29 protein-coding genes are annotated in these 25,054 nt (G+C 71.6%); 5 read left to right on the plus strand and 24 right to left on the minus strand.

The window, feature by feature from the left end; genetic code table 11:
* Positions 1-41 precede the first annotated feature (41 nt).
* Together groES and AB0P41_RS26785 are read right to left on the minus strand one after the other, a co-directional pair.
* Positions 42-350, minus strand: a complete 309-nt coding sequence (gene groES, locus AB0P41_RS26780) for a co-chaperone GroES (RefSeq protein ID WP_003966899.1) — start codon at positions 348-350, stop codon at positions 42-44.
* A 299-nt stretch (positions 351-649) separates the two neighbouring features.
* Positions 650-1,609: a polysaccharide deacetylase family protein gene (locus tag AB0P41_RS26785; RefSeq protein ID WP_365934579.1), complete on the minus strand. Its 960-nt coding sequence runs from the start codon at positions 1,607-1,609 to the stop codon at positions 650-652.
* A 90-nt stretch (positions 1,610-1,699) separates the two neighbouring features.
* Between AB0P41_RS26785 and AB0P41_RS26790 the strand changes: the two genes are divergently transcribed.
* Positions 1,700-2,923: a methyltransferase domain-containing protein gene (locus AB0P41_RS26790; protein ID WP_365934581.1), complete on the plus strand. Its 1,224-nt coding sequence runs from the start codon at positions 1,700-1,702 to the stop codon at positions 2,921-2,923.
* Here the strand turns inward: AB0P41_RS26790 and AB0P41_RS26795 are convergent.
* The 7 genes from AB0P41_RS26795 to tsaB all read right to left on the minus strand — a co-directional run bounded on the left by AB0P41_RS26795 (position 2,910) and on the right by tsaB (position 7,209).
* Entirely contained in the window at positions 2,910-3,545 is a 636-nt protein-coding gene (locus tag AB0P41_RS26795) for a hypothetical protein (RefSeq protein ID WP_356714223.1), read from the minus strand. The two genes, AB0P41_RS26790 and AB0P41_RS26795, sit on opposite strands and share 14 nt — an antisense overlap.
* 77 nt (positions 3,546-3,622) lie before the next feature.
* Positions 3,623-3,895 carry a DUF1876 domain-containing protein gene (locus AB0P41_RS26800; RefSeq protein WP_356714222.1) on the minus strand — a complete coding sequence of 91 codons (273 nt, stop codon included), beginning with the start codon at positions 3,893-3,895 and terminating at the stop codon, positions 3,623-3,625.
* A 78-nt stretch (positions 3,896-3,973) separates the two neighbouring features.
* Positions 3,974-4,435 (minus strand): VOC family protein, encoded by a 462-nt coding sequence (locus AB0P41_RS26805; RefSeq protein ID WP_365934584.1) that lies wholly within the window; start codon positions 4,433-4,435, stop codon positions 3,974-3,976.
* A gap of 96 nt (positions 4,436-4,531) precedes the next feature.
* Complete coding sequence (locus tag AB0P41_RS26810) at positions 4,532-4,801, minus strand: hypothetical protein (protein ID WP_356714220.1); 270 nt, start codon at positions 4,799-4,801, stop codon at positions 4,532-4,534.
* On the minus strand, positions 4,798-5,910 hold the full coding sequence (gene tsaD / locus AB0P41_RS26815) for a tRNA (adenosine(37)-N6)-threonylcarbamoyltransferase complex transferase subunit TsaD (RefSeq protein WP_356714219.1): 1,113 nt from the start codon (positions 5,908-5,910) through the stop codon (positions 4,798-4,800). Before tsaD ends, AB0P41_RS26810 begins: the two co-directional genes overlap by 4 nt.
* A gap of 166 nt (positions 5,911-6,076) precedes the next feature.
* Positions 6,077-6,565 (minus strand): ribosomal protein S18-alanine N-acetyltransferase, encoded by a 489-nt coding sequence (gene rimI / locus AB0P41_RS26820; RefSeq protein ID WP_104788335.1) that lies wholly within the window; start codon positions 6,563-6,565, stop codon positions 6,077-6,079.
* Entirely contained in the window at positions 6,562-7,209 is a 648-nt protein-coding gene (gene tsaB, locus AB0P41_RS26825; RefSeq protein WP_365934587.1) for a tRNA (adenosine(37)-N6)-threonylcarbamoyltransferase complex dimerization subunit type 1 TsaB, read from the minus strand. The genes rimI and tsaB overlap by 4 nt, the downstream gene beginning before the upstream one ends.
* A gap of 169 nt (positions 7,210-7,378) precedes the next feature.
* Between tsaB and AB0P41_RS26830 the strand changes: the two genes are divergently transcribed.
* On the plus strand, positions 7,379-7,936 hold the full coding sequence (locus AB0P41_RS26830; protein WP_356714216.1) for a hypothetical protein: 558 nt from the start codon (positions 7,379-7,381) through the stop codon (positions 7,934-7,936).
* Between the two features lie 20 nt (positions 7,937-7,956).
* On the opposite strand, the gene AB0P41_RS26835 is transcribed toward AB0P41_RS26830, so the two are convergent.
* The 11 genes from AB0P41_RS26835 to AB0P41_RS26885 all read right to left on the minus strand — a co-directional run bounded on the left by AB0P41_RS26835 (position 7,957) and on the right by AB0P41_RS26885 (position 16,802).
* Entirely contained in the window at positions 7,957-8,151 is a 195-nt protein-coding gene (locus AB0P41_RS26835) for a hypothetical protein (protein WP_365934589.1), read from the minus strand.
* Between the two features lie 162 nt (positions 8,152-8,313).
* Positions 8,314-8,856: a tRNA (adenosine(37)-N6)-threonylcarbamoyltransferase complex ATPase subunit type 1 TsaE gene (tsaE, locus tag AB0P41_RS26840; RefSeq protein WP_356714214.1), complete on the minus strand. Its 543-nt coding sequence runs from the start codon at positions 8,854-8,856 to the stop codon at positions 8,314-8,316.
* Positions 8,857-8,875: 19 nt separating this feature from the next.
* Entirely contained in the window at positions 8,876-10,102 is a 1,227-nt protein-coding gene (locus AB0P41_RS26845; protein WP_356714213.1) for an alpha/beta hydrolase, read from the minus strand.
* 58 nt (positions 10,103-10,160) lie between these two features.
* Positions 10,161-11,315, minus strand: coding sequence for an alanine racemase (gene alr, locus AB0P41_RS26850; protein WP_365934591.1), 1,155 nt, complete (start codon positions 11,313-11,315; stop codon positions 10,161-10,163).
* Between the two features lie 61 nt (positions 11,316-11,376).
* Positions 11,377-11,760 carry a DUF488 family protein gene (locus tag AB0P41_RS26855; RefSeq protein WP_356714211.1) on the minus strand — a complete coding sequence of 128 codons (384 nt, stop codon included), beginning with the start codon at positions 11,758-11,760 and terminating at the stop codon, positions 11,377-11,379.
* 37 nt (positions 11,761-11,797) lie between these two features.
* Positions 11,798-13,243, minus strand: a complete 1,446-nt coding sequence (locus AB0P41_RS26860) for an NAD(P)H-hydrate dehydratase (protein WP_365934593.1) — start codon at positions 13,241-13,243, stop codon at positions 11,798-11,800.
* Positions 13,244-13,247: 4 nt separating this feature from the next.
* The gene (locus AB0P41_RS26865; protein WP_356714209.1) at positions 13,248-13,616 is read right to left on the minus strand and encodes a holo-ACP synthase; all 369 of its coding nucleotides are present in this window, start codon (positions 13,614-13,616) and stop codon (positions 13,248-13,250) included.
* Between the two features lie 14 nt (positions 13,617-13,630).
* On the minus strand, positions 13,631-15,478 hold the full coding sequence (gene glmS / locus AB0P41_RS26870; RefSeq protein WP_365934596.1) for a glutamine--fructose-6-phosphate transaminase (isomerizing): 1,848 nt from the start codon (positions 15,476-15,478) through the stop codon (positions 13,631-13,633).
* Between the two features lie 99 nt (positions 15,479-15,577).
* A complete protein-coding gene (locus AB0P41_RS26875; RefSeq protein WP_356714207.1) occupies positions 15,578-16,141 on the minus strand; it encodes a Uma2 family endonuclease in 564 nt (187 codons plus the stop codon).
* A gap of 44 nt (positions 16,142-16,185) precedes the next feature.
* Positions 16,186-16,584 (minus strand): VapC toxin family PIN domain ribonuclease, encoded by a 399-nt coding sequence (locus AB0P41_RS26880; RefSeq protein WP_365934598.1) that lies wholly within the window; start codon positions 16,582-16,584, stop codon positions 16,186-16,188.
* A complete protein-coding gene (locus AB0P41_RS26885) occupies positions 16,581-16,802 on the minus strand; it encodes a type II toxin-antitoxin system VapB family antitoxin (RefSeq protein WP_365934600.1) in 222 nt (73 codons plus the stop codon). Before AB0P41_RS26885 ends, AB0P41_RS26880 begins: the two co-directional genes overlap by 4 nt.
* 131 nt (positions 16,803-16,933) lie before the next feature.
* Between AB0P41_RS26885 and coaA the strand changes: the two genes are divergently transcribed.
* The 3 genes from coaA (at position 16,934) to AB0P41_RS26900 (ending at position 20,575) form a co-directional block, all read left to right on the plus strand.
* On the plus strand, positions 16,934-17,926 hold the full coding sequence (gene coaA / locus AB0P41_RS26890) for a type I pantothenate kinase (RefSeq protein ID WP_356714204.1): 993 nt from the start codon (positions 16,934-16,936) through the stop codon (positions 17,924-17,926).
* 18 nt (positions 17,927-17,944) lie between these two features.
* Positions 17,945-18,913: a DUF389 domain-containing protein gene (locus AB0P41_RS26895; RefSeq protein WP_365934602.1), complete on the plus strand. Its 969-nt coding sequence runs from the start codon at positions 17,945-17,947 to the stop codon at positions 18,911-18,913.
* A gap of 96 nt (positions 18,914-19,009) precedes the next feature.
* Positions 19,010-20,575 (plus strand): PH domain-containing protein, encoded by a 1,566-nt coding sequence (locus AB0P41_RS26900; protein WP_365934604.1) that lies wholly within the window; start codon positions 19,010-19,012, stop codon positions 20,573-20,575.
* A 7-nt stretch (positions 20,576-20,582) separates the two neighbouring features.
* Here AB0P41_RS26900 and glmM read toward each other — a convergent pair whose 3' ends face one another.
* From glmM to AB0P41_RS26920, 4 genes are all read right to left on the minus strand, one after another.
* Positions 20,583-21,941: a phosphoglucosamine mutase gene (gene glmM, locus AB0P41_RS26905; RefSeq protein WP_356714200.1), complete on the minus strand. Its 1,359-nt coding sequence runs from the start codon at positions 21,939-21,941 to the stop codon at positions 20,583-20,585.
* A gap of 220 nt (positions 21,942-22,161) precedes the next feature.
* On the minus strand, positions 22,162-22,689 hold the full coding sequence (gene rpsI, locus AB0P41_RS26910) for a 30S ribosomal protein S9 (protein WP_356714199.1): 528 nt from the start codon (positions 22,687-22,689) through the stop codon (positions 22,162-22,164).
* Positions 22,690-22,735: 46 nt separating this feature from the next.
* Positions 22,736-23,179, minus strand: a complete 444-nt coding sequence (gene rplM / locus AB0P41_RS26915; RefSeq protein ID WP_073744271.1) for a 50S ribosomal protein L13 — start codon at positions 23,177-23,179, stop codon at positions 22,736-22,738.
* Positions 23,180-23,405: 226 nt separating this feature from the next.
* Positions 23,406-25,025: an ATP-binding cassette domain-containing protein gene (locus tag AB0P41_RS26920; protein ID WP_356714198.1), complete on the minus strand. Its 1,620-nt coding sequence runs from the start codon at positions 25,023-25,025 to the stop codon at positions 23,406-23,408.
* Positions 25,026-25,054 lie beyond the last annotated feature (29 nt).

A 25,054-nucleotide genomic window follows, 5' to 3' on the forward strand; every position in this document is an offset into this window, starting at 1 on the left:
CAGGGGGCCAGGGGCGCAGAACAGAAGCAAACGTGGGTGAACTACTTCTCGACGATCGCGAGAACGTCGCGGGCCGAGAGGACGAGGTACTCCTCGCCGTTGTACTTCACCTCGGTGCCGCCGTACTTGCTGTACAGAACGACATCGCCGGTCTTGACGTCGAGCGGAAGGCGCTCGCCGTTCTCGAAGCGGCCCGGGCCCACGGCCAGGACGACGCCCTCCTGGGGCTTCTCCTTGGCGGTGTCGGGAATAACCAGGCCGGAAGCCGTGGTCTGCTCGGCGTCGAGCGGCTGGACCACAATGCGGTCCTCAAGCGGCTTGATCGCAACCTTGGAGCTGGTGGTCGACACGATCCGGTCTCCCCCTTCGGAGATCTCACGGGGTTTAACAGTCTGTGGGGTGGCGACCAGACCGATCCGTCGTCGCGGGTGCCGGACCTGCCCTGTCGCGCGGTTGTGCTGGCACTCTCCATCGGGGAGTGCCAGCACTGACACTATGACCGCGATTAGCACTCGGTCAAGCGGAGTGCCAATTCACCACCCTCGCGTGGCGCCGTGGGACCGGCGCACGCCCGGACAACGCGGGAGATCTCCACAGGGTTCCGTACGGCGGACGACCGTCCGTCGGACGTGGTGCGGACGACCGCCCGTCAGACGTAATCCTCCAGTCTGGCCACGGCGTATCCCTTGTCGGTGACCGTCTTCATGACGTTGCGGATCATGTCGGCCATGGAGCCGTTCCAGTCCTCACGGCCCCGGAAGTGGGTGAGGATGATGTCGCCGGGGCGCAGGTCCTGGTCCCACTCGCGCCACTCCATGTGATCGGGGAACGCCTCGGCGGCCCACAGGGGCACGGCCTTGATGCCGCAGGACTTGGCGACGCGCAGGGTGTCGCCGTTGTAGTTGCCGTACGGCGGCCGGAAGAGGGTGGGCCGCTTCCCCAGGTGCTTCTCGATCTTGTCCTGGGAGCCGCAGATCTCCCGGCGCTGCTCCTCCCGGGAGAGACCCGGGAGATAGCGGTGGTTGAGCGTGTGGTTGCTGAGGGTGACGCCCCGGGCCTGCATGTCCTTGAAGTAGCCGTAGTCGTCGCTGACTTCGTAGTCGCTGAGGAAGGCGCTGTACGGGATCTTCAGCTCCGACATCATCCGCAGCAGTTCGGGGTCCTTCTCCGCGCCGTCGTCCATCGTCAGGAAGACGACCCGTTCCTCGGTCGGCACGGTGGTGAAGACCGGCGGCAGATCCTCCCCGCCCTCGACCTCGAAGCCCTTGCGGGTGGTGATGTGCGGCTTCTCGGCCGGTGGCGCCGGTGCGACGAGCGGGACCTTGGCCAGGCCCCACTTCCTCGCGACGGCGGTACGGGCGGCGACCGACTGCTTCAGCCGCTCGGCCTCGGCCTCGGCCTTCGCCTTCGCCTCGGCCGCGGCGGGGCCGGCCTGCGCGGCGGCGGCTCCCGGCTGCCCGGCCACCGGCTTCTGCCGCTCGGCGGCCCCTTCGTCCGCACCGTCGCCGCACCCGGAGGCGGCGGCACCGACCAGCAGGGCGACCAGGACCGCGCAGACCGGTCTGTGCCGCTTGGGGGCTTTCTTGTCGTTTTGTCGTACTAGCTGCATGGCGCCGCATCCTGCCATCGGGCCACCGGCCGCCTCCGGCGACACCTCCGGGCGGCCCGCCGGGTCCCCCGGCTGGCTCACAATGGACCGGTGAACGCCCTCCCCCCTGCCGATCAGGCCGACCCGGCCGGCCCGCTCGCCGCCTTCGCCGCCCTCCGCACCTCCGAGGGCGCGGCTCTCCTCGACGAGCTGCGCGACCACGACCCCGCCCGGGAGCTGGCGACGGCGACCCGGCTGCGCCGCACCCACCCCGCCGCCCTCGTGTCGGCGGCGCTCGGGCAGGCCCGGCTGCGTCAGCGCGCGGTGGCGAAGTTCGGGCCGGCGGACGCGTACCGCATGTTCTTCACCCCGGACGGCGTGGAGCAGGCGACCCGCACCTCGGTCGCCGGCTACCGGGCCGGGCGGTTCGCGGAGCTCGGCGTACGGAGCGTGGCCGACCTCTGCTGCGGCATCGGCGGGGACGCGATCGCCCTGGCCAGGGCCGGCATCTCGGTCCTGGCGGTGGACCGCGACCCGCTCACCGCCCAGGTCGCCCGTGCGAACGCCGAGGCGCTCGGCCTCCAGGACCTCGTCGAGGTGCGGTGCGCCGATGTCACGGACGTCGACACCTCCCCGTACGACGCGGTCTTCGTCGACCCCGCCAGACGCGGCGGGCGCGGCAGGATCTTCGACCCGGAGGCCTATTCACCGCCGCTCTCCTGGGCGGCCGGAGCCGCGCTGAAGGCCCCTCGCGCCGCGCTGAAGATCGCCCCCGGCGTCCCTCACGAGGCGATCGAACCGGCGGCCGAGGCCGAGTGGATCTCGGACGGCGGCGATGTGAAGGAGGCCGTGCTCTGGTTCGGCGAGGGCTTCGCACCCGGCACCTTCCGGGCCACGCTGCTCCCGTCCCGCACGACCCTCGCCTCCCACGGCCCGCTCCCCGCCCCACCGGTCGGTCCCGTCGGCCGCTATCTGTACGAGCCGGACGGCGCCGTCATCCGTGCCCATCTGGTGGCCGAGATCGTGGAACGGTGCGACGGCAGGCTGATCGACGAGACGATCGCGTACGTCACGAGCGACCGGCCGTACGAGTCCGACGCCACGGCCGCGTACGAGATCACCGATCAGCTGCCCTTCAACATGAAGAAGCTGAAGGCCCTGCTGAGGGAGCGCCGGGTGGGCGTACTGACCGTGAAGAAGCGCGGCTCGGCCGTCGAACCGGAGGAGCTGCGCCGGAAGATGAAGCTCCAGGGGCCGCACGCGGCCACCGTCTTCCTGACGCGGGTGGCCGGGGCGCCGACGATGCTGATCGGGCAGCCGGTCAGCCGGTCCTGACCAGCGGTTCGGCCGGCATCCGCAGCACCCAGCGACGGTGGGCGAACGCCTTCACGAGGCCGGTCAGTCCCGTCACCCAGGCCAGGAAGCCGAGCCCCATCAGCCAGGCCACCAGGCCGTACGTCTCCTCGCCCGCCCTGGCGGTCGCCGGGACGGCCACACAGCCGAACAGCCCCGCCGCGCAGAGCGTGAACGACATCAGCAGCCAGGCGAGGCTCGCCCGAGGGCGGCGCAGGAGCCTGTCCCCCTCCGGGTCGCGGTCCAGCGCGCCCCACTGTGTGAGCAGGCGGTGGACCCGCAGGTCCCTGGCCACACCCACAGCCATGAGGACGGCCGCGGGGACCAGCACCGCGGCGCCGACGGCGAGGCAGATGACTGCCGGGACCGCACCGAGGGCGTCGTAAGCGTCCTCGAACATCAGGAACGCCGCGCCCGCCAGGGACCAGCCGAGCGCGGCGGTCCCCGCCCACATCCACAGGATTCCGAGCCGCCCGGCTCCGATGAACATCGTCACCAGCTCGCCGAGGACGACCGCCCGGTCCCTCAGCAGGGCGTCACGGTCGGGCCACGTACGGATCTCCACGGGCGGAGGAGGCGGCGGGAGCGGCGAACGACTGGGCATGGCCCAGAGGTTACCGAGCGCGCACCCGCCCGAGGACGGCGGGACCAGACGCTGGATCAGGCCGGGGCGGGCCCGGGTCAGGTCAGCGGGTACGACGTGCGGCCGGACGCCTCGTCGATCTCGTCGTGCGCCTTGGTGAGCAGCTTCATCGCCAGTTCGTTGAGCGCACGGGCGCCGGCGATCTCCTCGCCGACCCTCGGCTGCTCCGCGTCGGAGGGGTGACGGCTGGCGTAACCGTGGGCCCGCACCTCGGTTCCGTCGCCCAGCCGCACCATCGCGGCCGCACGGGTCCGGTGGGTGTCCTCCTCGAACTCCAGCTCGATGTGCCAGCCGACCGTGGTCTCCATCATGTCGGTCACCTCCCGGGGATCCTGCTTCCAGGGTGCGCCCGATCCCCCGCCCGCGCACGGCGTGCGGCGCCGCACTCCTCAGGCGTCCCGCAGGGCCTGGACGTCCAGCTTCCGCATGCCCATCATCGCCTTCATCACGCGGTCGGCCTTGGCCCGGTCGGGATCGGCGAGCAGCTCGGGCAGCGCGCGCGGGACGATCTGCCAGGACAGGCCGTACCTGTCCTTCAGCCACCCGCACATGCTCTCCTCACCGCCCTCGGTGAGCTTCGCCCACAGGGTGTCGACCTCCTCCTGGTCCGCGCAGTCCACGCTGAGCGAGACGGCCTCGCTGAAGGTGAACTCGGGGCCGCCGTTGAGGCCGAGGTACTCCTGGCCGGCGAGCACGAAGTCGACGGTCAGCACCGAGCCCGCCTGCGGGGACCCCTCGTTCCAGTAGGTGACGTCCTCGATGCGGGAGTCCCCGCCGAACACCGAGACGTAGAACTCCGCCGCTTCCTGGGCCTGGTTGTCGAACCACAGACAGGGCCTGATCTTCTGCATGGTCTCTCTCCTCACACGGAACGTCGTCGTTCGCTGTGCAAGGTAGACCGGCTCCGCGCCGGAAACTCATCGGAACACCCGCCGTGCGGGAGTCCGTCAGCCGGCCGCCGGGCCCAGGGACTCGAACCGCCACCGGTGCACCGGGCGGCTGATCAGCCCGGCCTCCGGCTCGGGCAGTTCGGGCAGCTCGTCGTCGTATCCCGCGTCCCACCACGTCAGCACCAGGACCCGGTCCTGCGGGGCCCGCAGCAGCTCGCTGCGCAGCGGCTGCCGGGCCAGCCCGGCCGCGCGGGCCCGGGCCCACTCCAGCAGCTCCGCGCCTCGGCCCTCGGCGGCGCGGGCCTCCCACATCAGGGCGACGGTCATGAGTAGAGGTTGTCCTTGCTGACCTCGTGCACGTGGTCGTGGTCGTGGCTGTGGCTGTGTCCGTGGACGCCCGGCACATGGGTCTCCGTGACCGGCAGCGAGGAGTCCGCCGAGAGGTCCAGGTCCGACACCGGGCGGTTGCGCGCGACCATCTCCGCGCCCAGCGCGGCGACCATGGCGCCGTTGTCCGTGCAGAGCCCCGGCCTGGGGACCCGCAGCCGGATGCCCGCCTTCTCGCACCGCTCCTCGGCGAGTGCCCGCAGCCGCGAGTTGGCCGCCACGCCGCCGCCGATCATCAGGTGGTCGACGCCCTCGTCCTTGCACGCCCGGACGGCCTTGCGGGTGAGGACGTCCACGACGGCCTCCTGGAAGGACGCCGCGACGTCCCGTACGGGCACGTCCTCGCCGGCCGCGCGCTTCGCCTCGATCCAGCGCGCCACGGACGTCTTGAGCCCGGAGAAGGAGAAGTCGTACGCGGGATCGCGCGAGCCGGTCAGTCCGCGGGGGAACGCGATCGCCTTCGGGTCACCCTCCCTGGCCAGCCGGTCGATGACCGGGCCGCCGGGGAAGCCGAGGTCCAGCACCCGGGCGATCTTGTCGAAGGCCTCGCCCGCCGCGTCGTCGATGGTCGCGCCCAGCGGCCGTACGTCGCTGGTGATGTCCGGGGCCAGCAGCAGCGAGGAGTGCCCGCCGCTCACCAGCAGCGCCATCGTCGGCTCGGGCAGGGGGCCGTGTTCCAGCTGGTCGACGCAGATGTGGGAGGCCAGGTGGTTCACCCCGTAGAGCGGCTTGTTCAGCGCGTACGCGTACGCCTTGGCGGCCGACACACCGACGAGCAGCGCCCCGGCGAGCCCGGGGCCGGCCGTGACGGCGATGCCGTCGAGGTCGCGGGCGCTGATCCCGGCGTCCTTCAGGGCGCGCTCGATGGTGGGGACCATCGATTCCAGGTGGGCGCGCGAGGCGATCTCCGGGACGACACCGCCGAAGCGGGCGTGCGTCTCGACGCTGGACGCCACGGCGTCGGCGAGGAGCGTCGTGCCGCGCACGATGCCGACACCGGTCTCGTCGCAGGAGGTCTCGATACCGAGTACGAGCGGTTCGTCAGCCATCAGTTAGGGCCTTTCGTTCGGATCAGGCCGGATCAGGGAGCGGGGTCTGGTGCCGTGCATCGCAAGGCGGAGGATTGAGGCAACGCGGAGCGTTGTCGATTGACGACAACGCCGCGAGGTGCGGTGCCAGGCCTCGCGAGCCCGGCATGGTCCGAACGAGAGGCCCTTAGGTCTCTGTTCCTTGTACGGTCAGGCGCATGACGAGTGCGTCGATGTTGCCCGGCTGGTAGTAGCCACGGCGGAAGCCGATGGGTTCGAAGCCGAAGCGTTCGTAGAGTTTCTGCGCGCGGGTGTTGTCGACACGGACCTCCAGGAGCACGGCGGTGCACTCGAAGGCCGTGGCGTGCCGGAGCAGGTCGGTGAGGAGTTCGGACCCGAGGCCGCCGCCCCACTGGCCGCGGCTGACCGCGATCGTCTGGACGTCGGCGAGGTCACCGGCCGAGGCGAGGCCCGCGTAGCCGACGATCCGGCCGTCGACGGGGTCCTCGGCGACGACGTAGCGGTGGGTGGCCCGGGGGCCGCGCGCGCGGGCCAGCTCGGACCAGAACATGCCGGCGGACCAGGCGTCGTCGGGGAACAGCTCGTGTTCCAGCTCCAGCACCGGCTCGATGTCCCACCAGCGCATCTCGCGGAGCACAGCGGTCGCGGTGGTCACTTGGGGGTGACCACCTTGTAGTTCTTCGGGACCTGGGCGTCGGGCCTGCGCAGGTAGAGCGGCTGCGGCGGCAGCAGTGCGGCGCCGGAGGCCAGCCGCTCGGCGGCCAGGGCGGCGAGCGCGGCGGCCGAGACGTGTTCCGGGCCGCGGGCGTCGGGGAACGCGTCGGGGTAGAGCAGCGCGCCCGCGCCGACGACGGGGAGTCCGGCGAGCCGCTCCGCGATGTCGGCGGGCCGGTCGACGGCGGGCTCGCCGTCCCGGGTGCGGAAGTCCTCGTACCGCGCCCAGTAGACCTCCTTGCGGCGCGCGTCGGTCGTCACGGCGAACGGGCCTTCGAGGCCGTCCAGGCCGGCGGCGTACGCGAGCGCGTCCAGCGTGCAGAGCCCGTGCACCGGCACGGAGAGGGCGGAGCCGAAGGTCGCGGCGGTGACCAGGCCGACGCGCAGCCCCGTGTAGGGGCCGGGTCCGACGCCGACAGCCACGTCGGTCACGGCGTCGAGCTTCACCCCTGCCTCTGCGAGGACCCGGTCGACGGCGGGCAGCAGCAGCTCCCCGTGCCTCCGGGCATCGACCTGGCCTGACGCGGCCACGACGGAGGACCCGTCGTGGAGGGCGACGGTGACGGCGGGGGTTGCGGTATCCATGGCGAGCAGCAGCACACAAACAGCCTACGGCTCCGCCGACCCGGTCACGGCAGCCCGTACAACGTCCCGGTCTGCCCTGCCGCTGCTGGTACCGTCGCCGGGTATACGCGTGTACGACGTAAATGCTTGTACGACATGCGACGGACGGCATGTGAAAGGGGACCTCACGGTGGCAAGGGGCAGCTCGGGAATCGTGGCCGGGCTCACCGCCGCGGCGTTGGCCGCGGTCTGTTTCCTCGCCTACCAGGCGTCGGCCAACGCACCCGACTCGGTCGCCGCGCCCTCGGACAAGCCCTCCGCGACGACGGCCGCCCCTTCGGCGAAGCCCAAGCCGACGAAGGACCCGCTCACGGTCCCCGCGGACTCCGACACCGGGACGCGCGTCGTGTACGCGCTGAAGGACCGCCGGGTGTGGATCGTGGACGACAAGGAGAAGGCCCTCCGGACGTTCACCGTCATGCCGAGCTCCGTGAGCCCGTTGCCCGGCGTCTACGCGGTGACCTCGCGCTCAGGCAGCATCACGGGCTCGGACGGCGTACCGATCGAGCACGTGGTGCGTTTCGCGAACGTCGACGACGTCTCCGTGGGCTTCAGTGCCGCACAGGACAACTCGATGGAGAGCCCCGACCCCACGATGAAGACCGGCGGCGTGCGGATGAAGCGGGCCGACGGCAACGCGCTGTGGACCTTCGCCACGGTCGGTGTGAAGGTCGTCGTCGTCCCCTGAGGGCCGCTTCGAGGGGTGCCTCAAGCGGCGTCGCGCCCCAGGTCCTCGGCTTCGTCCTCGTCGGCGTGTTCGTCGCGGGGCGGCGTCGACACCGCCGTCGCGGCGGCGCAGGAGGCCAGCAGGTCCTTCATCGACACCGCGGACACCGCCGGCGTCTCCGCCGGCGTCTCCGCCTGCGGCGGCTGTGGCTGCACTTCACGCTCGGGTCCCGGCATGGATGCCTCCTCGGGCTTCGGTGAGAGGCGTGGTTAGGTAGACCTAACCAGTCCCTGTATCCCATGTGACCACGAGGGGCGTCCCCGGCGCAACATTTTACCGACGTCCTGTCGGAAAGCGTCGGGAAAACGAGCGCCGGGGCACGGAGCCGGCTCAGCCCGTCAGCGCTCCCGCAGCGCCGCCAGCTCCGCGTCCAGCCCCGACCAGCGCGCGCCGATGCCCGTCAGGGTCACCGCGCGCCGCTCGTCGTCCGTGTCGCCGACCGCGCGGTCGATCACCACCCGCAGCCGGTCCTCGGACAGTTCCTCGACCTTGCCGTCGCCCCACTCCACGACGATCACCGACTCCGGCAGCGACACGTCCAGGTCCAGGTCCTCCATCTCGTCGAGACCGCCGCCCAGGCGGTACGCGTCGACATGGACCAGGGCGGGGCCCTCGCCCAGCGGCGGATGGACCCGGGCGATCACGAAGGTCGGCGAGGTGACGGCGCCGCGGACCCCGAGGCCCTCGCCGAGCCCGCGGGTCAGAGTGGTCTTGCCCGCGCCGAGCTCGCCGCTGAGCATCACCAGGTCGCCGGGGGCCAGCACACCGGCGATCCGGCGGCCCAGCTCCTTCATCTCTTCGGGGGACTCGACGGCGACGTCCAGGGTGACGGTGCCCGGTTCGGCGGTGCCGGCCAGGGGGCCGTTGTGCGCTGCTTCCATGGAGACCAACGGTAGAGGATCAGACCTCCTCCGCCGGAACGGCTCCGATCCGCACCAGCAGGTCCGCGAGCCGGTCGGTCACCGTCTCGGGGTGTTCCAGCATCACCAGATGACCGGCGTCCGGCACGATGACCAGCTCCGCGTCCGGAAGCTCGTCCGCGATGGCCTCGCTGTGCGAGCTCGGCGTCACGAGGTCCTTGTCACCGGCCAGGATCAGCACGGGAAGCCCCTGGAAGGCCGGCAGTGCCTCGCTCTTGTCGTGCTCCGTGAAGGCCGGGTAGAACTCGGCGACCACGTCGATCGGGGTGGACTCGATGAGCCGCTCCGCGAACCGCGCGACCGCCGGGTCCACGTCCCGCGACCCGAACGAGTACCGCTTGATCAGTCCCGCGAACAGGTCGGCGGTCGCCCGCCGTCCGCGCTCCACCAGCTCCGCCTGCGAGCCGAGCGCCTTCAGGACCCCGGGCAGGACCCTGCGTACCGCGTTGACACCCGCCACCGGCAGCCCGAAGTTCACCTCACCGAGCTTGCCGCTCGACGTCCCCACGAACGCGACCGCGGCCACCCGGTCGCGGATCAGCTCCGGATACCGGTCGGCGAGCGCCATCATCGTCATGCCGCCCATGGAGTGCCCGACCAGCACCAGCGGGCCCTCGGGAGCCGCCGCGTCGATGACCGCCCTGAGGTCACGGCCGAGCTGGTCGATGCCGACCGCCACGCCCTCGCCCTGCGCCCTGCCACGCTCGGACCGGCCGTGGCTGCGCTGGTCCCAGTAGACCGCTCGGACCAGACCGCGCAGCGCCGCCCGCTGGAAGTGCCAGGAGTCCTGGCCGAGGCAGTAGCCGTGGCTGAAGACGACGGTCAGGGGCGCGGGGTCCTTGCTGCCGAAGAGCCTGCGCCGGCGCGGACCGGAGCCCGCGGGGGCGCTCGGCCCGGCGCCCGCGCCCGCACGGCCCGTCGCCCCGTCCGGCTCGGTCTCGTCCACCTCGTAGTACAGCTCGGTGCCGTCGTCCGCGACCGCCCGGCCGGGCTGCCCGCGCAGCGAGCCGTACGGACCGGCGGCGTCCAGTGCGAGGCGGGCCTTCTTGCGCATGCCCCGGCCGACGGTGAGCCGCTCGACGGCGACACCCGCGGCCGCGCCCGCGGCGATGACGCCTATCGCCGCCCCGGCGACGCCCGCCCGGCGCCAGCCGGCCGCTGCGACGGCCGCCGTCGCCACCACGTCCTCGGCGCTGGTCTCGCTCACCGTGCCGTGCTCCTTCGTCGTCGGTCGTCGATGTGGTCAGGTCCGCCGGGCCGTGGTGTCAGTCCCGGCTCGCGTCCTCGTGGAGATGGACGCGGGGGACGCGTGAGCCGATGCGTGTGACGATCTCGTACGCGATCGTGTCCGCCGCCCGCGCCCAGTCCTCGGCGCTCGGCTCGCCCCGGTCGCCCGGGCCGAACAGCACCGCTTCCGCGCCCGCTTCGAGGACGTCGCCCCCGAGGTCGACCACGAACTGGTCCATCGCCACCCGGCCCGCGATCCTGCGTACGGCGCCTCCGACGAGGACGGGGCCCCGCCCGGAGGCGTGGCGCGGGATGCCGTCCGCGTAACCGACCGGCACCAGCGCGAGCGTCGTCTCGGCGGAGGTCGTGTAGTGGTGCCCGTAGCTGATGCCGTGGCCCGGGGGGACCTGCTTGACCAGCGCGACGGAGGCGGCGAGCGTCATGACGGGCCGCAGCCCGAAGTCGGCGGGGGTGCCCAGCTCGGGGCTGGGCGAGATGCCGTACATCGCGATACCGGTGCGCACGAGATCGAAGTGGGACCCGGGCACCGTCAGCGTCGCCGGGGAGTTGGCGATGTGCCGCACCTCGGGCCGGACACCCTCCTTCTCGGCGTACGCCACCATGTCGGTGAAGACGTTCAGCTGGGCGGCGATCGACGGGTGGCCGGGCTCGTCGGCGCAGGCGAAGTGCGACCAGAGGCCGGTGACGCGCAGGACGCCCGCGGCCTCGGCGGCGCGGGCGGCGGAGACGAGTTCCGGCCAGTCGGCGGGCTGGCAGCCGTTACGCCCCAGGCCCGTGTCGGCCTTGAGCTGGACCCGGGCCGGGATCCCCGCCTCCGTGGCGGCGGCGACGACCTCGTCGAGCGCCCACATCCCGCTCACCGAGACGTCGATGTCGGCCTCGACCGCCTCGCGCCAGGGACCGCCGGGCGTCCACAGCCAGCACATCACCCGGCCGCCGATCCCGGCCGCGCGCAGCGCCAGCGCCTCCTGCGGGGTGGCGGTGCCCAGCCAGGCCGCGCCGGCCTCCAGCGCCGCCCTGGCGCAGGGCAGCGCACCGTGCCCGTACGCGTCGGACTTCACCACGGCCATGAGCTGCGCCCCGGACGCCCGCGCGCGCAGTGCCCGCACGTTGGCGCGCAACGCGGCGAGGTCGATCTCGGCACGGGCTCTCAGGGTCGCTGTCTCGTTCATCGCGCCCAGTGTCTCAGAGCCGTACGCCTGTGCCCTCGACCGTCCGTGCCCGGTGAGGCGGTCAGCGGTGGTCCAGGGCGTGCTCCAGATGCTCGACGAGGACCGGGACATGGCCGGCCGGGACGTCCTTCACCGCCGTGACGAGGGTGACGGCGCCGCCCCGGCGCAGCAGCGCGAGCAGCTGCTGGACGGCCTCGGTGTGCGCGGGGTCGCCCAGCTCGGTGCGGTAACGGTCCACGAACTCGTCGTACCGGGTGCCCGGGTCCTCGTGGTACCAGCTGCGGAGTTCCTTCGAAGGCGTCACGTCCTTGGCCCACAGGTCGACCGCCGCGTGCTCCTTGGAGATCCCGCGCGGCCAGAGCCGGTCGACGAGCACACGCGTGCCGTCGTCCTCCTCCGGCGGGTCGTAGACCCTGCGTACGCGGATGTTGCTGCCGCTTGCCACGACCGACCACCTTCCGTTCCTGTGGTTCCAGCCTGGATCAGGCCCGCACGTCCCGCCAGGCAGCCGGTAGCGCGTCCGCGACGTCCTGGGCGGTGACCGGCGCTCCGTCGGAGGTCCGGCGGGCCGCGAGCCCGTGCAGATGGGCGCCCACCGACGCGGCGTCGCGCGGGGCGAGGCCCGCGGCCAGCAGCGAACCGGTCAGCCCGGAGAGCACATCGCCGCTGCCTGCCGTTGCCAGCCAGGACGTGCCGGTCGGATTGACCCGCACGGGCGTGTCCCCGGGCTCCGCGACGAGGGTCGTCGAGCCCTTCAGCAGCACCGTGGCGCGGAAGCGCGCGGCCAGCTCCCGTACGGCGGCGAGCCGTCCCGCCTCGACCTCCTCGCGCTCCACGCCGAGCAGCGCGGCGGCCTCACCGGCGTGCGGGGTGAGGACGGTGGCGGCGGTCCGCTCCCGCACGGCCCCGGCGTCCATCAGCCGCAGCCCGTCCGCGTCGACCAGCACGGGGACGTCCGCGGCCAGCACGTCGGACACCGCGGTGGCGGCCTGCGCGCCGTCACCGAGCCCGGGGCCCACCACCCACGCCTGGACGCGCCCGGCCTTCGACGGCGGCCCGGGGTGCACCAGCGTCTCCGGGAAACGGGCGATCACCGCGTCCGCGCCGGGGCCCGCGTACCGCACGGCCCCGGCGCCGCCGCGCAGCGCCCCGGCGACGGCGAGCACGGCCGCGCCCGGGTACCGCTCCGAGCCGGCGGCCACCCCGACGACCCCGCGCCGGTACTTGTCGCTCTCGGCGTCGGGCACGGGCAGCAGGGCGGCCACATCGGCGTACTGGAGCGCCTCCAGGTCGGGGCGCGCGGGCAGTTCCGCCGCCAGCCCGATGTCCACCAGCCGGAGGGCGCCCGCGTGTTCGGCGGCCGGGTCGATGAGCAGCCCCGGCTTGTACGTACCGAAGGTGACCGTCGCGTCCGCCCGCACGGCCGCGCCGAGCACCTGGCCGGTGTCCGCCTCGACCCCGCTCGGCAGGTCCACCGCCAGCACGGGCGCGTGGCCGCCGGTGACCGCGCGGACCAGCTCGGCGGCCTCGGGGCGCAGACCGCCCCGCCCGCCGATCCCGGTGATCCCGTCGACGACGAGGTCGACGGGGGGCAGCCCTTCGGGGCTGTCCAGTACCTGCCCGCCCGCGGCCAGCAGGGCGGCGAGTGCGGCCCGGTGGACCTTGTCGGGCGAGGTCAGCAGGGCGCGTACGCCGGCTCCGCGCCGGGCCAGCCGGGCCCCCGCGTACAGCGTGTCGCCGCCGTTGTCGCCGCTGCCGACGAGGAGCAGCACCCGGGAGCCGTACACCCGCCCGTTGCGCCGGAGCAGGTCACCGCAGGCCACCGCGAGCCCGGCGGCGGCGCGCTGCATCAGCGCGCCTTCCGGCAGCCGTGCCATCAGCGCCTGCTCGGCGGTCCGTACGGTCTCGACGCTGTACGCATGTCGCATGTGCTCAACCCTCCGCGATCACCACGGCCGACGCCACCCCCGCGTCGTGGCTCAGCGATACGTGCCAGCTGCGCACGCCGAGTTCGGCCGCCCGGGCCGCGACGGTGCCGGTGACCTCCAGCCGGGGCCGTCCGCTGTCCTCGACGCAGACCTCGGCGTCGGTCCAGAGCAGCCCGCCCGGTGCTCCGAGCGCCTTGGCCAGGGCCTCCTTCGCGGCGAACCTGGCCGCCAGCGAGGCGGTCCCCCGCCGCTCCCCGCCGGGCAGCAGCAGCTCCCGCTCCAGGAAGAGGCGCCCGGCCAGCTGCGGCGTGCGCTCCAGCGCCGCTCCGAAGCGTTCGATCTCCGCCACATCGATCCCGACCCCAATGATCACGCGCTCTCACTCACTCATTCGACTGTCACGGACTTCGCCAGATTGCGCGGCTGGTCCACCTCGTTGCCCCGGGCGGTCGCCAGCTCGCAGGCGAAGACCTGCAACGGCACCGTGGCGACCAGCGGCTGAAGCAGCGTAGGCGTAGCAGGGATCCTGATGAGGTGGTCGGCGTACGGGACGACCTCCTCGTCCCCCTCCTCCGCGATGACGACGGTACGGGCGCCACGGGCCCTGATCTCCTGGATGTTCGACACGATCTTGTCGTGCAGCACCGAACGGCCGCGCGGGGACGGCACGATCACGACGACGGGCAGGCCCTCCTCGATCAGGGCGATCGGCCCGTGCTTGAGCTCCCCGGCGGCGAAGCCCTCGGCGTGCATGTACGCGAGCTCCTTGAGCTTCAGCGCGCCTTCCATGGCCACCGGGTAACCCACGTGCCGGCCCACGAAGAGCACGGTGTCGTGGCCGGCCAGCGAGCGGGCCAGTTCGCGCACCGGCTCCATGGTCCCGAGCACGCGTTCGACGGCGCCGGAGATCTCGGAGAGCTGGCGCACGACGGTGCGGATCTCGTCGCCCCACTTGGTGCCGCGCACCTGTCCCAGGTAGAGGGCGACGAGGTAGCAGGCGACGAGCTGGGTCAGGAAAGCCTTGGTGGAGGCGACGGCGACCTCCGGCCCCGCGTGCGTGTAGAGGACGGCGTCCGACTCCCTGGGGATGGTCGAGCCGTTGGTGTTGCAGATGGCGAGGACTCTCGCTCCCTGTTCACGGGCGTGCCTGACCGCCATCAGCGTGTCCATCGTCTCGCCGGACTGCGAGATGGCGACGACGAGGGTGCGCTGGTCCAGGATCGGGTCGCGGTAGCGGAACTCGCTGGCCAGCTCCGTCTCGCAGGGCAGCCTGGTCCAGTGCTCGATGGCGTACTTGGCGATCATCCCGGCGTGGAAGGCGGTCCCGCAGGCGACGACGACGACCTTGTCGACCTCGCGCAGCACACCCTGCGGAATGCGTACCTCGTCCAGGTGGAGGGCGCCCGAGCCGTCGATCCGGCCGAGCAGGGTGTCGGCGACGGCCTTGGGCTGGTCGGCGATCTCCTTGAGCATGAATGAGGCGTAGCCGCCCTTCTCGGCGGCCGACGCGTCCCAGTCCACGTGGTATTCGCGTACGTCGGCGGGCAGGCCGTCGAAACCGGTGACCGTCACCCCGTCCCGCCCCAGCTCGACGACCTGGTCCTGGCCGAGCTCGATCGCGTCCCGGGTGTGGGCGATGAAGGCGGCCACGTCGGAGGCGAGGAACATCTCCCCCTCCCCCACTCCGACGACCAGCGGCGAGTTCCGCCGCGCCCCGACGACCACGCCGGGCTCGTCCGCGTGCACGGCGACCAGCGTGAACGCGCCCTCCAGCTGCCGGCACACCTGCCGCATGGCCTCCGCCAGGTCACCGCCGGACGAGTACGCCTCGGCGAGCAGATGGGCGACCACCTCGGTGTCGGTCTCGGAGGTCAGGTCATGGCCACGCCCCGTCAACTCCTCCCGCAACGCGGCGAAGTTCTCGATGATCCCGTTGTGCACGACGGCGACCCGGCCCGCGTTGTCGAGGTGCGGGTGCGCGTTGGCATCGGTGGGCCCGCCGTGCGTGGCCCAACGGGTGTGCCCGAGCCCGGTGTTCCCGGCCGGCAGCGGCCGGTCCTTGAGCTCCTTCTCCAGATTGAGGAGCTTCCCCGCCTTCTTGGCGGAGGCCAGCCCCCCGTCCGCGAGGACGGCGACCCCGGCGGAGTCGTACCCCCGGTACTCCAGCCGCTTCAGCCCCGCGACAACGACATCCTGCGCCGACTGCGCCCCGACATAACCCACGATTCCGCACATATCGGCACCATAAGGCCCGCACCGCCCCTCTGCCCGGCTTCCGACATGCCCGAGCGGCCCGGCTGCGGAGGCACGTCCGTCGGCCTCACCGGACGGCGACTACTGCCGGGAGAGCCCCGCCGGATCGATCGCCAGCGGGAAAGGGGCGTCCAGGTGGGTGGTCGCACCCGCGAGCGCCGTGGTCCGCTCCACGTAGCGACCGTCCTGCAGCTCGTAGATGACGAGCATGGGAGCGGGGTCGAATTCCAGGCGCCAGAAGTGCGGGATGGACGCCTCGGCGTACAGCATGGGCTTGACCTTTCGGTCCATGGTGCTGTTGCCGGGGGAGACGAGTTCGACAACAAGCTGGACCGCTTCCACGTCAACGGTGACGGGGTCGTCGGCGGTCGCACCTGCATCGGCCACGACCAGGTCGGGTACGACCAGCCCGGACGGCAGGACGACGTTGACGCCTTCCAGGATCTCCACCGGCGCGCCGACGGCCAGGGCGGCCGCATCCAGGGCGACGTGAAGGCGGAACGAGGCCCGCTGGTGGCGGACGCCGGGGGCGGGGGACATCACGAGGGATTCCCCCAGCAGCTCGTAGCGGGTGGTGCGGTCTTCGGGCAGAGCCAGGACGTCGGCGACGGTCCAGGGCCCGGTGTGGTCGGCGGCAACGCTCATTCCCCTCACCTCCTCGTCCGACCGGCAGTCGCGACGCGACCGCGTCAGCCGGTGCACGGCCAGCATACGGGCGCTCCCTCCTGCCGACACCAGACAATCACTGCCACGAGCGAGACCTCGGCCAGACGTACGTTCAGGCCACAAGGACCGGCTCCGGGCGGCGCGCGAGCTCGAACCACAGCAGCTTGCCGCTCCGGCCGAAGACGTCGTCGCCGAGCGGACAGCCGCCCCAGTATCGGCACCGGGACATCGGGATACAGGTCGGTGAACATCTCCACGATCTCGTCGTACTCGCCCCCGGGCCGGGCGCCGAAGAGGAACTCGGCGCGCTGCGGATGGCAGGAACCGACCGCGCCGGCACAGATGGTGTCGTACCAGGCGGTCTGCAACGTGGTGTCACTGAGCATCCGGACAAGCCCGGACGTGTCGAGCAGGTAGATCACCGATGGTCCTTCTCCGCACGGTGGCGGCGGTCGGCGTCCTCCACGGCGCCCCAGCGCTGGGCCCGCTCGAAATGCCGACTGATGCGCGCGGCACGGTCCTGCTGGTCCGCGTAGTACCGGAGCGCCAGATTGACGGCTTCCTTCTTGGTCCTGGCCTTGGACAGCGCCATGGTGCGTTCCAGCGCGTCATCGTCCATGTCGATCTGGGTGACGGACATCCGGCCTGCCCTTCAAGTGATGTGGGTCATGTACAAAAAATTGCAGGCCATCCACATTCAGGGCGCCGTCCGCGAGCTCACGTGACCGACCCCACCCTCCACTCCGTTCGAACTCCCGCAACAATGAGTAGGTGATCACCTCACCCGCACGGAGCCCCCGCCGCACCGAGCACGCGCCGACGCCCTACGTCGATCTGACCCGGGCCGAGTGGAGCGCGCTGCGCGACAGGACTCCGCTGCCGCTGACCGCCGAGGAGGTCGAGAAGCTGAGAGGGCTCGGTGACGTCATCGACCTCGACGAGGTCCGGGACGTCTATCTGCCGCTCTCCCGTCTGCTCAACCTCTACGTCCAGGCCACCTCGGGCCTGCGCGGCGCCCTGAACACCTTCCTGGGGGACGCGGGCAACGGGCACGGGGAGCAGCGCGGTACCCCGTTCGTCATAGGGGTCGCCGGAAGTGTCGCCGTGGGGAAGTCCACCACCGCCCGCATCCTCCAGGCGCTGCTGGCGCGCTGGCCGGAGCACCCCCGGGTGGAGCTGGTGACCACCGACGGGTTCCTGCTGCCGATGAAGGAGCTGGAGTCACGGGGGCTGATGTCGCGCAAGGGGTTCCCCGAGTCGTACGACCGCCGGGCGCTGACCCGGTTCGTCGCCGACATCAAGGCCGGCAAGGACGAGGTGACGGCCCCCGTCTACTCGCACCTGATCTACGACATCGTGCCGGGCGAGCGGCTGACCGTACGCCGCCCCGACATCCTGATCGTCGAGGGGCTCAACGTGCTCCAGCCCGCGCTGCCCGGCAAGGACGGCCGGACCAGGGTCGGGCTCGCCGACTACTTCGACTTCAGCGTGTACGTGGACGCGAGGGCCGAGGACATCGAGGCCTGGTACCTCAACCGCTTCCGCAGGCTGCGCGAGACGGCGTTCCAGAACCCGTTCTCGTACTTCCGCAAGTACACGCAGGTCTCCGAGGAGGAGGCGCTGGACTACGCGCGCACGATGTGGCGGACCATCAACAAGCCCAATCTGCTGGAGAACGTGGCGCCGACGCGCGGCCGTGCCACTCTGGTGCTGCGCAAGGGGCCGGACCACAAGGTCCAGCGTCTGTCACTGCGCAAGCTCTGATCCCGGAAAGGGTGCACCGTGCTGCATCTGCGCCTCATCGTGCCCGCCGACCGCACAGACGAGGTCCTCGGGCTGGTCGAACGGACCGTGGGCACCGCCCATGTCGCGGTGCTCGCGGGCGCCGCGCGGAGTCCGGTGGGTGATGTGGTCCTGTGCGACGTGGCGCGGGAGGCCGGTGACGAACTCATCGGCGCGCTGCGGAAGATGGGCATCGACGACTGCGGTTCCATCACGGTCGAGAACATGGACCTCACCCTCTCCAGGCGTGCCGACGAGGCCGAACGCGCGGCTCCCGGCGAGGGCGCGGACGCGGTGCTCTGGGAAGAGCTGAGCGAGGTGACCCACGAGGAGTCGACGTTCAGCGCCACCTATGTGGCCTTCCTCGCCGTCGCGACGATGCTCGCGGCCTGCGGTGTGATGCTCGACAACGCGATCCTGATCGTGGGGGCGATGGCGGTCGGCCCGGAGTTCGGGCCGCTGGCCGGGATCTCCACGGCGCTGGTGCAGCGCGCGCCCCGGCTGGTGGCGCGCTCGCTGTGGGCGCTGATCGGCGGCTTCGCCGCGGCGATGGTGCTGACGGCCGGGTTCGCCTGGCTGATGGACGCGTTCGGGCTGTTCAACGCGGACATGGTCACGGCGGACCGGCCCAACACGGGCTTCATCTGGCATCCGGACTGGATGTCGTTCGTGGTGGCGCTCCTGGCCGGCGTCGCGGGGACGCTCTCGCTGACGTCGGCGAAGTCCGGTGCGCTGATCGGCGTGGCGATCTCGGTGACCACCGTGCCGGCCGCCGCCAACGCCGCGGTCGCCTTCAGTTATCAGGACCTCCAGCAGACCTGGGGGTCCTCGGGGCAGTTGCTGGCCAACCTCGGCGGCATCGTGCTCGCCGGGACCCTGACCCTGCTGATCCAGAAGGCGCTGTGGAACACACAGCGCCGGACGACACCGGTGGACCGCGGGACACCTAGCACTTCGGGGCGGGTGTGACCGCGCGGGTGGTGCCTGCCCGGCAGCTTCGGGGCCCCTGAAACTGCCGCACACCGCACAAGCGGAGACCGCACGGCCGGTGGCACGATTCCGCACATGACCGATTCCCCGGAAGTGATCTGCCGCCCCTCGCGGAGCCGCGCCGGGTGGTTCCTCGTCGGGCTCGGTGCTGCCGGGGCGGCCCTGGCAGCGGTGCGCGCGGTGTACGGGGGCGGGCTCCTGGACGTATGGGCGGCCGTGGGGGCGCTGCTCGCGCTGCTGGGCCTCGTCTGCCTGTACGCGGCGACCGTCCGGGTGAGCGCTGACTCCTACGGCCTGCGCTCCCGCACCCTGCTGCGCCGCCGGAACATGCCGTGGCGGGATGTCGCGGATCTGCGGGCGTACGTCCAGTACGGGCGGAACCAGGAGATCTACCGGGTCAGCGTGCTGCTGCGCGACGGACGCACGCCGCGGCTGCCCCTGCCGCTGAGCGGGTCCTCCGACGACCGCCCGGACTTCGACGCGAAGCTGGACGCGCTCCGCGCGCTGCACCGCCGCCACGGAGACCCGGAGTCGGACCACCTTCCCGTCCTCTCGTACCGCACCGGCGGGCGCGGCTCGACGGTGTCACTCGTCCTGTGCGGGCTGCTGCTCGCGGGTGCGGTCCTGGCCGCGCTGTTCGTCCCGGTCGTCGAGGAGGAGAAGGCGGCGTGGGCAGCGGCCACTCCGTGCGCCGCGGGCACGCCCGCCGCTGAACGCGGCGAGTGCCTGACCACGCGACGTGCGGTGATCGAGCGGGCCGAGGTCGGCAAGGCGAAGCGGGCCAGTCAGCTGTTCTTCGCCGACAACAGGCCGCTGGACCACATCGAGGTGTCCAGGGAGGGCGCCCGTGGCTTCCGTGCCGGCGACAGCGTTGAACTGACCCTGTGGCGGCACCAGGTGAGAGAGGTCACCGGCGAACTCCACGTGTGGCGCGAGCACTTCACGGGCGCCGGTGAAGTGGCCGTCATCGCGGCCCTGTGCGCCCTGGGCGCGGGCTATCCCGGCGCCCGGTTCCTGCTGCGCCGACGCGGGCGCCGGCTGCCCGACGACGAGGTCCTCCCGTCGGCCCTGCCGTTCGCCGTCGCGCTCGCCGGTACGGCCCTGTGGCTGCTGCCGCTCTGCTACCGGCACCCCACGGGCCTGCCTTCCTCGCCCATGGAGATCGCCTGGGCGGCCTCGGGGACCGTGGTCACGCTGGGACTCCTCACCTGGGCCTGGCGCACCACACGCGTCCGTACGCCCCAGGAGGCCGAAGGCAACACGGCCGCAGAAGAGCTCGCCGGAGGGAAGGGGGAGGTGTTCCTGGCCGCCCGCTTCCTCGAACACACCGACTACAACCCGAACGGCTTCGGCACCCACATCGTCCTGGGGGACGGCCCGCCCTCGGTGACCCCCGGCCGGGGCAGGTTCGCGGCGAGACCGATTCCGGTGGAGCGGCTCACCGTCGGAAACCTGCGCCGCGTCCGGGGCAGCGACGGTGACACCGTCCCCCGGAGCTGGCACATCGCCGAGATCGACGACGCGGGCCGCCCGGTCCGCCTGGCGGCCGCCCCCGCCGACCTGGTGCGCATCACCGCCGAGCTGGAGCGGGCCCGACGCAGGAAGGACCCGGCCACCGGGCCGGGTCCTTCCAGGAGTTGAGCGCGTGTCAGCCGAGCGCGGACTTCACCACGTCGGCCAGCTGCCCCGCCACGGCGCGCGCCTGCTCCAGGTCGGCCGCCTCGACCATGACCCGTACGAGCGGTTCGGTGCCCGACTTGCGCAGGAGTACGCGACCGGTGTCGCCCAGCGCGTGCTCGGCCTGGGACACCGCGGCGGCGACCTCGGGCGAGGTGTCCACGCGGGACTTGTCGACGTCCGGCACGTTGATGAGGACCTGCGGGAGGCGCTGCATCACACCCGCAAGGTCGGCGAGCGTACGTCCGGTGGCGGCGACCCTGGCCGCGAGCATCAGCCCGGTCAGCGTGCCGTCACCCGTCGTCGCGTGGTCCAGGACGATGACGTGCCCGGACTGCTCGCCGCCCAGCGCGAAGCCCTCGGCCTTCATCGACTCCAGGACGTAACGGTCGCCGACGGCGGTCTGGACGAGCTGGATGCCTTCCCGCTCCATCGCCATCTTGAAGCCGAGGTTGGACATGACCGTCCCGACGACGGTGTCCTTGCGCAGCCGGCCGGCGTCGCGCATGGCGAGGGCGAGCACCGCCAGGATCTGGTCGCCGTCGACCTCCGCGCCGGTCGCGTCCACGGCCAGGCAGCGGTCCGCGTCGCCGTCGTGCGCGATGCCGAGGTCCGCGCCGTGCTCGACCACGGCGGCCCGCAGCAGCTCCAGGTGGGTGGAGCCGCAGCCGTCGTTGATGTTCAGGCCGTCCGGCTCGGCGCCGATGGTGACGACCTCGGCCCCGGCCCGTGCGAACGCCTCGGGCGAGACACGGGCGGCGGCGCCGTGCGCCTCGTCGAGGACGACCTTCAGTCCGTCGAGCCGGTTCGGGAGGACGCCGATGAGGTGGGCGACGTAACGGTCGAAGCCCTCGGTGTAGTCGGTGACGCGGCCCACGCCGGCGCCGGTCGGACGGCTCCACGGCTCACCGGTGCGGTGCTGCTCGTACACCGTCTCGATGCGGTCCTCCAGCTCGTCGGCGAGCTTGTGCCCACCGCGCGCGAAGAACTTGATGCCGTTGTCCGGCATCGCGTTGTGGCTGGCCGAGAGCATGACGCCGATGTCCGCGCCCAGCGCGCCGGTGAGGTACGCCACGGCGGGGGTGGGCAGCACCCCGACACGCAGCACGTCCACGCCGGCGCTGGCCAGACCCGCCACGACGGCGGCCTCCAGGAACTCTCCGGACGCACGGGGGTCGCGGCCCACCAGCGCGGTGGCCCGATGCCCCTCGAAGGTGCCCGCTTCGGCCAGTACGTGCGCCGCCGCGACCGAGAGCCCGAGCGCGAGCTCGGCCGTCAGGTCCGCGTTGGCGACGCCGCGCACGCCGTCCGTGCCGAAGAGTCGTCCCACTGGTGTCCTCCGAGATGCTCCGAAACCGCAAAAACCAAAGTAATCAAAACAGGGCGAAGCGAGGCAAGGCACAACAAAGAAGGGTGCGCCTGAGGCCGCTGACCCTATGAATGTGCAAACGTCTTATGCCGTTATACGCCCGCGCGGGTTGATAGACGAACGCCCCAGCAGCACGAGGTGTGCCGCCGGGGCGAACGTGTGACGCGGACGAGCAGGCGATTTAGCGCTTGCTGTACTGCGGGGCCTTACGGGCCTTCTTGAGACCGGCCTTCTTGCGCTCGACCGCACGGTCGTCGCGGGAGAGGAAGCCGGCCTTCTTCAGCGTGGCGCGGTTGTTGTCCGCGTCCGCCTCGTTCAGCGCGCGGGCCACGCCGAGGCGCAGGGCGCCGGCCTGACCGGAGACGCCGCCACCCGAGATGCGGGCGATGACGTCGTAGCGGCCGTCGAGCTCGAGCACCTTGAAGGGCTCGTTGACTTCCTGCTGGTGCACCTTGTTGGGGAAGTAGTCCTCAAGGGTACGACCGTTGATCTTCCACTTGCCGGTGCCCGGGACGATCCGGACGCGGGCGATGGCGTTCTTGCGGCGGCCCAGGCCGGCCGCGGGCTGCGGGTCGCCGAAGCGGCCCGCGAGCGACTCGGAGGTGTACTCACCCTCGACGGGGACCTCCGACTCGAAGGTGGTCACCTCGGCGAAGGTCTCTTCGCCCTCGGTGCCCTCGACGGGCGTCTCTGCAGTGGTCTCGGCCACGATTCTCCTCAGATCTTTCTTTAACGTCTTAGGGGGGAGGCCGGAACTACTGCGCGACCTGGGTGATCTCGAACGGGACCGGCTGCTGCGCAGCGTGCGGGTGCTGGTCGCCCGCGTAGACCTTGAGCTTCGAGATCATCTGACGACCCAGGGTGTTCTTGGGGATCATGCCCTTGATGGCCTTCTCGATGGCCTTCTCGGGGTTCTTCGCGAGGAGCTCGTCGTAACGCACCGAACGGAGACCGCCCGGGAAGCCCGAGTGGCGGTACGCCATCTTCTGGGTCTTCTTGTTGCCGGAGAGGTGGACCTTCTCGGCGTTGATGATGATGACGAAGTCGCCCATGTCCATGTGGGGGGCGTAGATCGCCTTGTGCTTGCCTCGGAGGAGGTTCGCGGCCGTGGTGGCCAGACGGCCGAGGACGATGTCCTCAGCGTCGATGATGTGCCACTGGCGAGTGACATCGCCGGGCTTGGGGCTGTACGTACGCACTTCGTAGCCTTCGCTTCTTCAGTGGATGAGGTCCAGACACATGGCACCCCTGAAGCGATCATGCAGCTGGGGCCCACAAATGCCGGGAAACGCCCGTATGCGAGCCACTGGTAACTGCTCCAGAGAACCTACGTAAGGGCTCTTCGCGTGAGAACGACAGAGCCGATACGTATAACAACCCCTGACAGTACCCGCCCCACCTGGGACGGGTCAAAACGCCCCTGCCCTACCGCTGCCGCTGGACCCTGCGCTCGTCCCAGACCGGCTCCGTGGACTCCCGGACCACCCCGTCCGAGCCGAAGACCAGATAGCGGTCGAAGGACTTCGCGAACCAGCGGTCGTGGGTGACGGCCATGACCGTCCCGTCGTACACCTCCAGACCGTCCTGGAGGGCCTCGGCCGACTCCAGGTCCAGGTTGTCCGTCGGCTCGTCCAGCAGCAGCGCGGTCGTGCCCGCCAGCTCCAGGAGCAGGATCTGGAAGCGCGCCTGCTGCCCGCCGGACAGCCTCTCGAAGGCCTGGTCGCCCTGGCGCTCCAGCTCGTAGCGGCGCAGCACCGACATGGCGCCGCCGCGGTCCTTGGCGTGCTCGGTCCAGAGGATCTCGACGAGCGTCTTGCCCAGCAGCTCCGGATGGGCGTGCGTCTGCGCGAAGTGGCCGGGCACGACCCGCGCCCCGAGCTTCCACTCCCCGGTGTGCGCGACCGGCTCCCCGGCCAGCAGCCGCAGGAAGTGCGACTTCCCCGACCCGTTGGAACCGAGGACCGCGACCCGCTCCCCGTAGTAGATCTCCAGGTCGAACGGCTTCATCAGACCGGTCAGCTCCAGGTTGGCGCACGTCACCGCCCGCACCCCGGTCCGCCCGCCGCGCAGCCGCATCCGGATGTCCTGCTCGCGGGGCGGCTCCGGCGGCGGCCCCGCCTCCTCGAACTTCTTGAAGCGGGTCTGCATCGCGTGGTAGCGGTTCGCCATGTCGGGGCTGTTCGCCGCCTGCTGCCGCATCCGCAGGACGAGCGCCTTCAGCCGGGCGTGCTCCTCCTCCCAGCGCCGAAGGAGCTCCTCGAAGCGCGCGAAGCGCTCCTTGCGGGCCTGGTGGTACGTCCCGAATCCGCCGCCGTGCACCCAGACGTCCGAGCCGGCGGGGCTGGGCTCCACGCTCACGATCTTCTCGGCGGCCCGGGAGAGCAGCTCCCGGTCGTGGGAGACGAAGAGGACCGTCTTACGGGTCTCCTTGAGCTTCTCCTCCAGCCACCGCTTGCCCGGCACGTCGAGATAGTTGTCCGGCTCGTCCAGGAGCAGCACCTCGTCCGGGCCCCTGAGCAGCGCCTCCAGGACCAGCCGCTTCTGCTCGCCCCCGCTGAGCGTGCGCACCTCGCGCCACTGCGCCTTCTCGTACGGGACGCCGAGCGCGGCCGTGGTGCACATGTCCCACAGCGTCTCGGCCTCGTACCCCCGCGCCTCCGCCCAGTCGCTGAGGGCCTGCGCGTACGCCATCTGCGCGGCCTCGTCGTCGACCGTGAGGATGCGCTCCTCGGCCGCGTCGACCGCCTTCGCGGCCTCCCTGATCCGGGGCTGGGCCACCGAGACCAGCAGGTCACGGACGGTCCGCTCGTCCCGTACGGAGCCCACGAACTGGGCCATCACGCCCAGCCCGCCGCTCACCGAGACCGAGCCGCCGTGCGGCTGGAGCTCTCCGGCGAGCAGCTTCAGGAGCGTCGTCTTGCCCGCCCCGTTCGCGCCGACCAGGGCGACGACGGCGCCGTCGGCCACCCGGAACGAAGCGTCGCCGAGCAGCACCCGTCCGTCCGGTAGGTAGTACTCCAGATGGCCCGCTTCAAGATGTCCCATGCACAGCATTGTCACGGCATCCGAACCGT

The organism is Streptomyces sp. NPDC079167 (assembly GCF_040686735.1).
In the GTDB taxonomy this organism is placed as follows: Bacteria; Actinomycetota; Actinomycetes; order Streptomycetales; family Streptomycetaceae; genus Streptomyces.

Excerpts from the sequence above, each read along its gene's own strand:
- glmS (WP_365934596.1), bottom strand. The coding sequence starts at position 15,478 with ATGTGCGGAATCGTGGGTTATGTCGGGGCGCAGTCGGCGCAGGATGTC.
- AB0P41_RS26860 (WP_365934593.1), bottom strand. The coding sequence starts at position 13,243 with ATGCGACATGCGTACAGCGTCGAGACCGTACGGACCGCCGAGCAGGCG.
- AB0P41_RS26920 (WP_356714198.1), bottom strand. The coding sequence starts at position 25,025 with ATGGGACATCTTGAAGCGGGCCATCTGGAGTACTACCTACCGGACGGA.
- AB0P41_RS26795 (WP_356714223.1), bottom strand. The coding sequence starts at position 3,545 with ATGCCCAGTCGTTCGCCGCTCCCGCCGCCTCCTCCGCCCGTGGAGATC.
- AB0P41_RS26810 (WP_356714220.1), bottom strand. The coding sequence starts at position 4,801 with ATGACCGTCGCCCTGATGTGGGAGGCCCGCGCCGCCGAGGGCCGAGGC.
- AB0P41_RS26835 (WP_365934589.1), bottom strand. The coding sequence starts at position 8,151 with ATGCCGGGACCCGAGCGTGAAGTGCAGCCACAGCCGCCGCAGGCGGAG.
- AB0P41_RS26800 (WP_356714222.1), bottom strand. The coding sequence starts at position 3,895 with ATGATGGAGACCACGGTCGGCTGGCACATCGAGCTGGAGTTCGAGGAG.
- tsaB (WP_365934587.1), bottom strand. The coding sequence starts at position 7,209 with ATGGATACCGCAACCCCCGCCGTCACCGTCGCCCTCCACGACGGGTCC.
- AB0P41_RS26805 (WP_365934584.1), bottom strand. The coding sequence starts at position 4,435 with ATGCAGAAGATCAGGCCCTGTCTGTGGTTCGACAACCAGGCCCAGGAA.
- AB0P41_RS26900 (WP_365934604.1), top strand. The coding sequence starts at position 19,010 with ATGACCGATTCCCCGGAAGTGATCTGCCGCCCCTCGCGGAGCCGCGCC.
- AB0P41_RS26785 (WP_365934579.1), bottom strand. The coding sequence starts at position 1,609 with ATGCAGCTAGTACGACAAAACGACAAGAAAGCCCCCAAGCGGCACAGA.
- tsaE (WP_356714214.1), bottom strand. The coding sequence starts at position 8,856 with ATGGAAGCAGCGCACAACGGCCCCCTGGCCGGCACCGCCGAACCGGGC.
- tsaD (WP_356714219.1), bottom strand. The coding sequence starts at position 5,910 with ATGGCTGACGAACCGCTCGTACTCGGTATCGAGACCTCCTGCGACGAG.
- AB0P41_RS26885 (WP_365934600.1), bottom strand. The coding sequence starts at position 16,802 with ATGTCCGTCACCCAGATCGACATGGACGATGACGCGCTGGAACGCACC.
- alr (WP_365934591.1), bottom strand. The coding sequence starts at position 11,315 with ATGAACGAGACAGCGACCCTGAGAGCCCGTGCCGAGATCGACCTCGCC.
- AB0P41_RS26875 (WP_356714207.1), bottom strand. The coding sequence starts at position 16,141 with ATGAGCGTTGCCGCCGACCACACCGGGCCCTGGACCGTCGCCGACGTC.